Consider the following 11,627-nt stretch of genomic DNA (forward strand, 5'->3'; position numbering starts at 1 on the left):
CGACAGCCGGACGGGACTTGTCGGTGGGCAGGTCCAGCACGTGGGGAGCACCCGCGAGCTGCTGCTTCCACCAACCAAGCTGCGCCTCCAGCGCGTCACCCTGGAGCCAGCCACGCTGCCACACCGCGTAGTCCGCGTACTGCACCGGCAGCTCAGGCAGGGCAGGGGTCTGGCCGTGACGGAAGGCCTCATAGAGCGCCGTCATCTCACGCACGATCACGCCCAACGACCAGCCGTCGGACACGATGTGGTGCACGTGCAGCACCAGCACGTGGTCCTCCGCGCCCAACTTCAGGAGCAGGGCGCGAATCACCGGCCCCTGCTCCAGATTGAACGGGCGGCGGAACTCCGCGCTGCCACGCCGCTCTGCTTCAGCCTGGCGCTCGGTCGCGTCGGCGATGTCCGTGAGGTCCACGGACTCGAAGGGCACGGTGGCCTCGACGTGGATGTGTTGCACGGGCTGGCCTGCTTCCACTCGGAACGTGGTGCGCAGGACTTCGTGCCGCGCCATCAGCGCGTCCAGGCTCTTGCGCAACGCGCCTACGTCCACCGCTCCGGTGAGCCGCAACGGCAGCGGCATGTTGTAGAGCGTGGTGCCCGGCTCCAACTGATCGATGAACCACAGGCGCTGCTGGGCGAATGACAGCGGCGGCGCGGACGTCCGGTCCGCGCGGGTGAGGGCCGGCGTCTTGGAGCGGGCGGCGTGGGCCAACCGCTCGGCCAACTCCGCCACGGTGGGCGCGCGGAAGAGGTCTCCCAGCGGCAACTCCACGCCCAGGGTGGACCGGATGCGCGATACCACCTGCGTGGCCAGCAGGGAGTGGCCCCCCAGTTCGAAGAAGTTGTCGTGGCGGCCCACGGTGGGGACGCGCAGCACTTCACTCCACAGCGCGGCCAGGGCGATTTCCGTCGACGTCTCCGGCGCCACGTAGGTGTGCGTCGGAAGCTGCGAGGCTTCCGGCGCGGGCAGCGCCTTGCGGTCCACCTTGCCGTTGGGCGTCAGCGGCAGGACGGGCAGGGCGACCAGTACAGCCGGGACCATGTACTCGGGCAGGTGCTTGCGCAGATGCTCACGCAGGGCGGAGGTGTCCATCTCCGGCGCGACGTAGGCCACGAGGCGTGAATCACCCGGCACGTCCTCGCGCAGCATCACCACCGCATCCCGGAGGCCCGGGTGCGAGCGCAGCGTGGCTTCGATTTCCCCCAGCTCGATGCGGTAGCCGCGCAGCTTCACCTGGAAGTCCAGGCGGCCCATGAAGTCCAGCGTCCCGTCCTCGCGCCACCGGGCCTTGTCGCCCGTGCGGTACAGCCGCGCTCCGGGCTCCGTGCTGAACGGATCCGGAACGAAGCGCTCCGCGGTGAGGTCCGGCCGGCCCAGGTAGCCGCGCGTGACACCCGCTCCGGCGAGGCACAGCTCGCCCTGCATGCCGAAGGGCACCAGATGCTGGTGCTCGTCGAGCACGTAGGCGCGCACGTTGTCCAGCGGCCGACCGATGACGGGCAGCACCTGGGGTGCATCCTGAATGGACCAGACCGTCGCATTGACGGTGGTCTCGGTGGGTCCGTACACATTGAAGGCGCGCGTGCGCTTCGTCGTGGAAAGCTTCCGCCACGTCACCGCGTCCAGCGCCTCACCGCCGATGAGGAGCAACGCCGGCACGTGCGCACGCTCCAGCAGCCCCGCGTCCAGCATCAGCTTGAGCAGCGAGGGCGTGCAGTCCAGCGCGTCGATGCGCTGGGCCTCCAGCCACGTCAGCATCGCCTCCGGGTCCTTGCGCGTGTCACCGGGGACGATGCACAGGCAGTAACCGTTGAGGAGCTGGATGACCTGCTTGATGGAGCCGTCGAAGAAGAGCGGCGCATTCACGCTGACGCGCAGGCCGCGCTGCGGCTGCACGTAGACGTCCCGCGACAAGGCCCGGTGCAGGTGGAGCACGGAGCGGTGCTGCACCGCCACGCCCTTGGGCATGCCCGTGGAGCCCGACGTGTAGAGCACGTACGCCAGATTCTCTGGCCCGGCGTCGGATGCTGGTGCTTCCGCGGACAGCTCCATCCAGGGCTTCTGCTCGCCATCCAGGCACACGACGGTGCCCACCTCCGGCGTCCATTCTTCCGCCAGGGCCTGCGTGGTCAGCAGCACCGACGCGCGGCTGTCGGCCAGGATGAAGGAGCGGCGAGCAATGGGCGCCGAAGGATCGATCGGCACGAAGGCGCCGCCGGCCTTGAGGACGGCGAGCAACGCGACGATGGATTCGGCCGAACGCTCCAGGCACAGGCCCACCGTCACCTCGGGACCCACGCCCAGCGAGCGCAGGTGCCGGGCGAGTTGGTTGGCTCGGGCATCGAGCTGCCGGAAGGACAACGTCGTGCCTTCGAACGCCACGGCGTCCGCGTCCGGCGTGCGGGTCACCTGTGCTTCGATGCGTCCATGCAGCGTGGACTCGCGGTCGAAGTCCGCGACGGTGCCACTCAGGTTGCCCAGCAACCGCTGACGCTCCTCGGGGGCCACGAAGGACAGGTCCGCGAGCGGCGCGTCGGGCTGCTCCAGCGCGGCCTCCAGTAGCACCCTCAGGTGCGTCATCAGGCGTTCGACGGTGGAGCGCTCGAACAGATCCGTCGCGTAGTGGATCTGGCCATCGAAGCCGTCCGCCGCACGGTCGAGGCTCAGGCTCAGCTCGAACTGCGACGTGCCGCGGTCCCCGATGTCGGCGGCCTTCACCGACAAGCCGGGCAACATCAGCTCCGGAAGAGGCGCGTTCTGGAGCGCGAACATCGCCTGGAAGAGCGGCGTGCGGGACAGGTCACGCGTGGTTTGCAGCGACTCCACCAGCCGCTCGAACGGAATGTCCTGGTGCTCGTACGCGCCCAGCGTCGTGGTGCGCACCTGCGAGAGGAGCTGCCGGAACGAGGGCCGAGCACCGAAGCTGCCGCGCAGCACCAGCGTGTTGACGAAGAAGCCGATCAGGCCTTCCGTCTCCGCATGGTGACGGTTCGCGATGGGAGAGCCCACCAGCACGTCGTCCTGCGCGGAGTAGCGGTGCAGCACGGTCTGGAAGGCCGCGAGCAGCACCATGAAGGGCGTCGCGCCTTCACGCTGCGCCAGGGCCTCCACCTGTTCCGCTAGGACGCGCGGCAGGTGCACAGGCACCGCATCGCCGCGCCGGGTGGCGACGGCCGGACGGGGCTTGTCGGTGGGCAAGTCCAGCGCATGGGGCGCGCCCGCCAACTGCTGCTTCCACCAGCCGAGCTGCGCCTCCAGGGCCTCGCCCTGGAGCCAGTCGCGCTGCCACACCGCGTAGTCCGCGTACTGCACCGGCAGCTCCGGCAGGGCAGGCACTTGCCCCTGACGGAAGGCCTCGTAGAGCGCCGTCATCTCGCGCACCAGCACGCCCAATGACCAGCCGTCGGACACGATGTGGTGCAGGTGCAGCACCAGCACGTACTCCTGGGCGTCCAGCTTGAGCAACAGGGCACGAATCACCGGCCCCTGCTCCAGGTTGAACGGACGGCGGAACTCCGCACTGCCGCGCCGCTTCGCCTCCGCCTGGCGCTCCGCCGCATCCACGATGTCCGTGAGGTCCACGGACTCGAAGGGCACGGTGGCCTCGACGTGGATGTGCTGCACCGGCTGGCCCGCCTCCACTCGGAACGTGGTGCGCAGCGACTCATGCCGCGCCATCAGCGCATCCAGGCTCTTGCGCAACGCGCCTTCGTCCACCGCGCCGGTGAACCGCAGCGGCAGGGGCATGTTGTACAGGCTCGTGCCCGGCTCCAACTGGTCGATGAACCACAACCGCTGCTGCGCGAACGACAACGGCGGCGCGGACGTCCGGTCCGCGCGGGTGAGGGCCGGCGTCTTGGAGCGGGCGGCGTGGGCCAGACGCCCGGCCAATCCCGCCACGGTGGGCGCGCGGAAGAGGTCACCCAGCGGCAGCTCCACGCCCAGGGTGGTGCGGATGCGCGACATCACCTGCGTGGCCAGCAGCGAATGGCCGCCCAACTCGAAGAAGTTGTCGTGCCGTCCCACGGTGGGGATGCGCAACACCTCACTCCACAGCGCGGCCAGGGCGACTTCCGTCGGCGTCTCCGGCGCCACGTAGGTGCTCGCGGCGACCTGCGAGCCTTCCGGTACGGGCAGCGCCTTGCGGTCCACCTTGCCGTTGGGCGTCAGCGGGAGGGCCGCGAGGGGGACCAGGAGCGACGGCAGCATGTACTCCGGCAGCCGCTTCGCGATGAACGCGCGCAGCACGGTCGGCTCTACGTCCTGATGCAGGGCCACGTAGGCGACGAGCCGCTTGTCTCCGGGCACGTCCTCGCGCACCACCGCCACGGCCTCGCGTACATCCGCGTGGGCCCGCAGCGCGGCTTCCACTTCCGCCAGTTCGATGCGGAAGCCCCGCACCTTCACCTGGTGGTCCACGCGGCCCAGGAACTCCACCACCCCGTCCAGGCTCCAGCGCGCAAGGTCGCCGGTGCGGTACAGGCGCTCGCCCTGCGTCGAGGAGAAGGGATGCGGAACGAAGCGCTCGGCCGTCAGGTCCGGACGCGACAGGTAGCCGCGCGCAAGGCCCTCACCGCCGATGAAGAGTTCGCCCGGGATGCCCGGCGGCACGGGCTGGCCATTCGCATCCAGCACGTAGAGCTGCGTCTCGCGGATGGGCCGTCCGAGGGGAATGGACGTGCCCACCTGCGCCGCGTCCGTCATCCGGTGCGTGGACGCGAAGACCGTCGTCTCCGTCGGGCCATAGCCAGCGCTGACGCTGATGCCCAACTCCTCCAATACGCGGCGAACCTGGGGCGCCGGGACGACATCGCCGCCGGTGAGGACCTGGCGCACCCCTCGCAGGGCTTCCAGCTTCAGCTCCACCACCTGCGTGAAGAGGCCTGCGGTCAGCCACAGCGTGGTGACGCCATGCCGCTGGATCGTATTCGCCAGCAGCTCCAGGTCCGACGGAGCGCCAGGCGGGAAGACGACGAGGCGCCCGCCGAAGAGCAGCGGTCCCCAGACCTCCAGCGTCGACGCGTCGAAGGAGATGGGCGCGAGGTGCAGGAACGCCGTGTCCGGTCCCAGGTCCACGAAGGACGCGCCGTGCAAGAGCCGCAGCACGTTGCGGTGCTCCACCGCCACGCCCTTGGGGCGCCCGGTGCTTCCGGACGTGAAGTCCACGTACGCCAGATGGCGCGGAAGCGTGCCCGTCACCGGACGGGACGCGGACTGCTCTTCCAGACGCAGCTCCTCCACCAGGAGGCAGGGGACCTCCTGGGAGACGGGCAGGCCAGAGCGCAGCGCCCGCGAGGTGATGAGCACCTGGGGCGGCGCGTCCTCCAGCATCGCGGACAGACGCTGCACCGGGTACGCGGCGTCCAGGGGCACGTAGGCGCCGCCCGCCTTGAGGATGGCGAGCAGGGAGACGATCAGCTCGACGGAGCGCTCCAGGCAGAGCGCGACGAGCGAGTCCGGGCCCACGCCCCGCTCACGCAGCAGGTGGGCGAGCTGGTTGGCCCGAGCATCGAGCTGCGCGTAGCTCAGGCGCGTGTCTCCGAACTCCAGCGCGATGGCGTCCGGGCGCAGGTCGGCCTGCTGCTCGAAGAGGTCGTGGATGCGGACGTCCGGGTAGCCTCGGGCGGGAGTGTTCCACTCCACCAAGACCTGCTGCCGTTCCGCCGCCGACAGCATGGACACGTCGGACAGCAGGGCCGAGGGCCGGGCCAGCGACAGCAGCGCCTGGGTCCAGTGGCCCAGCACTCGCTCCACCGCATCCTTCGGGATGCGCGTCGCGTCGTAGCTCAGGATGAGCAACAGCTCGCTGCCCGGCAGCGCCAGGGCCGTGAGGGGATAATGGCTCGCCTCCGCTGCCTGCACGTCGCGGATGTCGAGCTCCGTGGAGCGCTTCATCACCGACTCATCGAGAGGGAAGTTCTCGAAGATCATCAGGGTGTTGAAGAGCGGCGTGCCTCGCGGCATGTCGCTCCAGCCCGCCGCGGCGACCAGCGGCGTGTGCTGGTGCTGCTCGAGGGCCCGCTGCTGCGTCTGGAGCGACTGGAGCCAGGGCAGCACGGGCGCCTGCGCGTCGGGGATCTGGATGCGCACCGGCAGCGTGGTGATGAGCATGCCCAGCATGGCCTCCGCGCCCGGAAGCTCTGGAGGACGGCCCGCCAGCGTGGTGCCGAAGAGGACGTCCTGCGTGCCTGCGTAGCGCGCGAGCACCAGGGCCCACGCCGCCTGCGACAGGGTGTTGAGCGTCAACTGGTGCTGACGCGCGAACGCCTGGAGGGCGGTGGTGTCCTCCGACGACAGGAACAGCCGGGTGCTCGCCATCCGCGCGGGCTCGCCGGGCGGCGCGGTGGACGGCTGCTCCGCGGGCACGGGCGTGGGGACGGACAGGCCGGAGAGCCGGGCGCGCCAGAAGCGCTCGTCCTCGGCGACGTCGGTCTGCTGCAACCACGCGATGTAGTCCCGGAACGGAGGCCTCGCAGGGGGTGTGGGCGTCGCTCCGGCCCGGAAGGCGTCGTAGAGCGCGAAGACCTCCTGGAAGAACAGGCCGGAGCTCCAGCCGTCCAACAGCAGGTGGTGGTGGTTCCAGATGAAGCGCCAGAGCTGATCCGCCAGACGCACGGCCACCATCCGCATCAGCGGGGCCCGCGTCACGTCGTAGCCGCGCGCGCGTTCGGCGGTCATGCGCCGCACCAGCCCGGCCTGCTGCTCCTCCGGAGACAGGTGTCGCCAGTCGAGTTCCTCGAACGGCAGCTCCACGTGCGAATGCACCACCTGGAGGGGGGCTTCCAATTCCCGCCACACGAAGCTGGTGCGCAGGATGGGGTTGCGGTCCACCGCCGCCTGCCACGTCTTGCGGAACAACCCGATGTCCACCGCCGAGTGGATCGACCAGGAGCGCTGCTCGAAATAGAAGGAGGACTCCGGCGTCGCGAGGACGTGGAACAGCATGCCCTGCTGAAGCGCGGAGAGCGGGTAGAGGTCCTCCACGGTGGGCCCCTGTGAGGCCAGCAGCCGGTCCAGCACGGGCTGGGAGAGACGCGCCAGGGGGAAGTCGCCCGGCGACATCCGGCGCGAGTCCTCGGAGTGCCGCCGCTCGATGAACGTGCGCAGGGTCGCGACGAAGCGCTGCGCCAGGGCTTCGAGGGTGGAGGCGTGGTGCAGGTGGTGGCTGTAGCCGAAGAACATCCCCAGCCGCCCGTCCCGCACCGACCCGGTCACGACCAGTGGGTGCGTCCGGAGGGCCTGGGGGGCCACCGTCGTGCCGACGGGATCATTCCCCAGGCAGAAGAGGGTGCTGTCGTCGGACGCGCCGTACGCATGTCCCAGGTAGTTGAACGCCACCTGCGCCCTGGGGAAGGCGGCCATCCGCTCACGGACCTCCGGGGGCCCCATGAAGCGCAGCAACCCGAAGCCGATGCCCTGGTCGGGCCACTGGCTCAGCGTATCGCGCACCGCACGCAGGCTGTCGCCAGGGGTGCCGCCCTCCGGCAGCCGCAGCAGCGCGGGCGTCATCGACGTGAACCAGCCCACGGTGCGGGACGTGTCCGCGTCCGCGAACAGGTCCTGCCGGCCATGGCCTTCCACGTCGATGAGCGCGTCCGACTGGCCGGTCCATTCGCGCAGCGCGAGCGCGAGCGCGGTCAACAGCACGTCGTTGATGCGCACCCGCCAGCCCGGCAGCGTCTCCTGGAGCAGCAGCCGGGTCTCCTCCGCGTCCAGTTGGACGGAGACCGCCCGCTGCGACCCGTGGGTGTTGGGGCCCGCCGAGTCGACGGGGAGCGGGGCGACCTTCAGGCGCGCTTCGTCCAGCCACAAGGCCGTCTGGGCGTGCAGGGCATCGGAGAGGGCGTGGGTCTCCAGCCGGCGCGTCCAGGACAGGAAGGACGTCGTCTTGCCGGGGAGCGCCGCGGGGCGCCGCTCACTCAGTTGCAGGTACGCGGCCTCCAGGTCCTCGATGAGCACGCGCCAGGAGACGGCATCCATCACGAGGTGGTGGATGAGGAGCAGCAGGCGCTGCTCCTGCCCGGGGCCGAAGTGGAAGAGGGCGGCGCGCACCAGGGGAGGCCGGGCCAGCTCGAAGCTGGTCTGGAGGCGCTCCGCCTGCTCCTCCATGGCGCGAAGACGGGCCTCCAGCGGGAGCGCGGAGAGATCCACCTGGAGAAGCTGGAAGGAAGCCTCCTCGGGTGAGGCGTTGTGCTGGCGCCAGCAGGAACCGTCGCGGCTGAAGCGCATGCGCAGGGCGTCGTGGTGGCCTACGAGCACCAGGAGCGCCTGCTCCAGGAGTGCCGGCTGGAGCGGCTGACGGGCCAGCAGCAGCAGCGGCATGTTGAAGTGGTGGGCGTGTTCGGGATCGCCCTCCAGCAGCTCGCGCTGGATGGGCGTGAGGGGGACCTCGCCCACCACCGGGCCCTGTTCCGCCTGGGTGCCCGCGCTGATCTTCGCCACGTTCGCCAGCGCGCCCAGGGTGGGGTGCTGGAAGAGGTCGCGCACGGAGAGCCGCACGCCGGCCTGACGCGCGCGCGCGACGACCTGGATGCTGATGATGGAGTCGCCGCCCAGATCGAAGAAGTTGTCGTCGACGCTCACACGCTCGACGCGCAGCACCTGCGTCCAGATCTCCGACAGCCGCAGCTCCATCTCCGTGCGGGGCGCGACGTACTCACGCCGCGAGGCGCGCACGCCCTCCGGGGCCGGCAGGGCCTTGCGGTCCAGCTTCGCGTTCGCCGTCAGCGGCAGGGCCGTGAGGGGCACGAACGCCGACGGCATCATGTACTCCGGCAGCCGCTGTTCCAGGAACGTGCGCAGCACGGCCGGATCCAGGTCCAGGTCCTCGGTCGCGACGAAGTAGGCGACCAGCCGCTTGTCGCCGGGCACGTCCTCGCGCACCACCGCCACGGCCTCCCGCACGTACGCGTGGGCCCGCAGCGCGGTCTCCACTTCCGCCAGCTCGATGCGGAAGCCGCGCACCTTCACCTGGTGGTCCACGCGGCCCAGGAACTCCATCACCCCGTCCGGCCTCCAGCGCGCCAGGTCGCCCGTGCGGTACAGGCGCTCGCCCTGCCTGGTGGAGAAGGGGTTCGGGACGAAGCGTTCCGCGGTCAGGTCCGGACGCGACGCGTAGCCGCGCGCCAGACCCTCACCGCCGATGAAGAGCTCACCGGGAATGCCCGGGGGCACCGGCTGCCCATGCCTGTCCAGCACGTAGAGCTGCGTCTCGTTGACGGGCTGGCCCAGGGGAATGGACGTGCCCACCCGGGCCGCGTCCGTCATCCGGTGCGTGGACGCGAAGACCGTCGTCTCCGTCGGGCCGTAGCCGGCGCTGACGGTGATGCCCAGGTCCTCCAACACGCGGCGGACGTGGTGCGCCGGGATGACATCGCCGCCGGTGAGGACCTGCCGCATCCCCCGCAGGGCTTCGGGCCGCAGCTCCGCCACCTGCGCGAAGAGGCCCGCGGTCAGCCACATCGTGGTGACGCGATGTCCCTGGAGGATGTTCTCCAGCAGCTCCAGGTCCGACGGCGGGGCAGGGGGGAAGACGACGAGGCGCCCGCCGAAGAGCAGCGGAGCCCAGATCTCCAGCGTGGAGGCGTCGAAGGAGATGGGCGAGATGAACAGGAACGCCGTGCCCGGTCCCAGGTCCACGAAGGACGCGTTGTGCAGGAGGCGCAGCACGTTGCGGTGCTCCACCGCCACGCCCTTGGGGCGCCCGGTGCTTCCGGACGTGAAGTCCACGTACGCCAGATTGCGCGCGTGCGTCCCCGCCTGCACGGGCGTCGTGGGCCGCCCGTCCAGCCGCAGCTCCTCCACGAAGAGGCAGGGCAGGAAGTCATCCACCGCCAGCTCCTCGCGCACCTCCTGCGTCGTCAGCAGCAGCCTGGGCGGCGCATCCTCCATCATCGCGGCCAGACGCTGCGCCGGGTACGCGGCATCCAGCGGCAGGTAGGCGCCACCGGCCTTGAGGATGGCGATCAGCGAGACGATGAGCTCGATGGAGCGCTCCAGGCACACGGCCACGAGCACATCCGGCCCCACGCCCTTCTCGCGCAGCAGGTGCGCCCACTGGTTCGTGCGCGCGTCCAGCTCCGCGTACGTCAGGCGCGTATCCCCGAACTCCAGCGCCACGGCGTCCGGATGGAGCGCCGCCTGCGCCATGAACAGGTCCTGGAGGCTCGCGTCGCGCGGGTATTCGCCGCCCGTCGCGTTCCACTCCACCAGCACCCGGTCGCGCTCCTCACCGACCATCAGGGACAGGCGCGAGAGCGGTACCTCCGGATTCGCGACGACCTGACGCGCGAGCTCCACGAAGTGCCCGGCCATCCGAACCATGGTCGCTTCATCAAAGAGCGCCGTGGGGTATTCGAAACGGCAGGTGAGACCCGCGCGGTTCTCCCAGACGTCCAGGCCCAGGTCGAACTTGGACGTGCCCGTGGAGACATCCACCGGGGTCAACTCCAGCGACGGAAGCTGGGCCTTGGCATCCGGCGTGTTGAGGACGTTGAGGACGACCTGGAACAGCGGCGTGCGGCTCAGGTCACGCGGCAGGCCCAGCGTGTCCAGGATGCGCTCGAACGGCGCGTCCTGGCGGGCGTACGACTCCAGCGCCTGGGTGCGCACCCGGCCCAGCAACTCCACGAAGGAAGGCGTTCCGTCCTGCCGCGCGCGGAAGGCCAGCGTGTTGACGAAGCATCCCAGCAACCCCTCCACCTCGGGGCGCGTGCGGCCCGCGAGCGGCGTGCCCACCACGAAGTCGTCCTGGCCCGAGTAGCGCGACAACAGCGTCTGGAAGAGCGCCATCATCACCATGAACGTCGTGGCGCCCTGCTTGCGGCCGAGGGTCAGCAGCGGCTCCGCCACGTCGGCCGGGAACTGGAAGCGGTGCTGCGCGCCCTCGAAGGACTGCGCCGCCGGGCGCGGTCGGTCCGTGGGAAGGATGAGCGTGGGGGCCCCGAGCAGTTGCTGCTTCCACCACCCGACCTGCTCCTCCATCACACCGCCTTCGAGCCAGTCGCGCTGCCACACCGCGTAGTCCGCGTACTGGATGGGCAGCGGCGGCAGCGGCGACGACGTCATGCCCGCGCTGTACGTCGCGTAGAGCACCGTCAACTCGCGCGCGAGCACCATGGTGCACCACGCGTCGGACACCGCGTGGTGGAGCACCAGCGCCAGCACGTGCATCTTCGGCTCCACGCGCACCAACAGCGCGCGGATCACGAGCTTCTCCAGGTCGAAGGGGATGAGGGCGTGGGCCCGGCACAGGCTCGCCAGCTCCGCCTCGCGGGCCTCGGGCGTCTCGCCGTTCACATCGACCCGCGCCAGGGGCAGGCCTCGCGCCGGGTGGATGAGCTGCACCGCGCTCTCACCCTCCAGCGAGTACGTGGTGCGCAGCACTTCGTGCCGGGCCACCAGTTCGTCCAGGGCCGCCTGGAGCGCGGCGACGTCCAGCTCGCCCGTCAGGCGGAACGTGGTCGCGTTGTTGTACGCGCCGCTCTGGGGCTCCAGTTGCTGGATGTACCAGAGCCGCTGCTGGGCGAAGGACAGCGGCAGCGGCTGGTTGCGGGGCACGCGGGAGATGGGCGGCGGCGCGCCGGGCACGCCCTGGGCCACGGGGCGCGCCGCCGCCCATCTCCCG

At 70.5% G+C, this 11,627-nt stretch carries 1 protein-coding gene (cut by a window edge); it reads right to left on the reverse strand.

Features of this window, described 5'->3' with window-relative positions; genetic code table 11:
- On the reverse strand, positions 1–11,627 hold part of the coding region annotated (locus D7V88_RS13195; RefSeq protein WP_147448716.1) for a non-ribosomal peptide synthase/polyketide synthase (this coding region is incomplete at both ends). 20,443 nt of the annotated region lie to the left of the window's left edge; 11,627 of 32,070 annotated nt are visible.

It is taken from the genome of Corallococcus terminator (genome assembly GCF_003611635.1).
In the GTDB taxonomy this organism is placed as follows: domain Bacteria; phylum Myxococcota; class Myxococcia; order Myxococcales; family Myxococcaceae; genus Corallococcus; species Corallococcus terminator.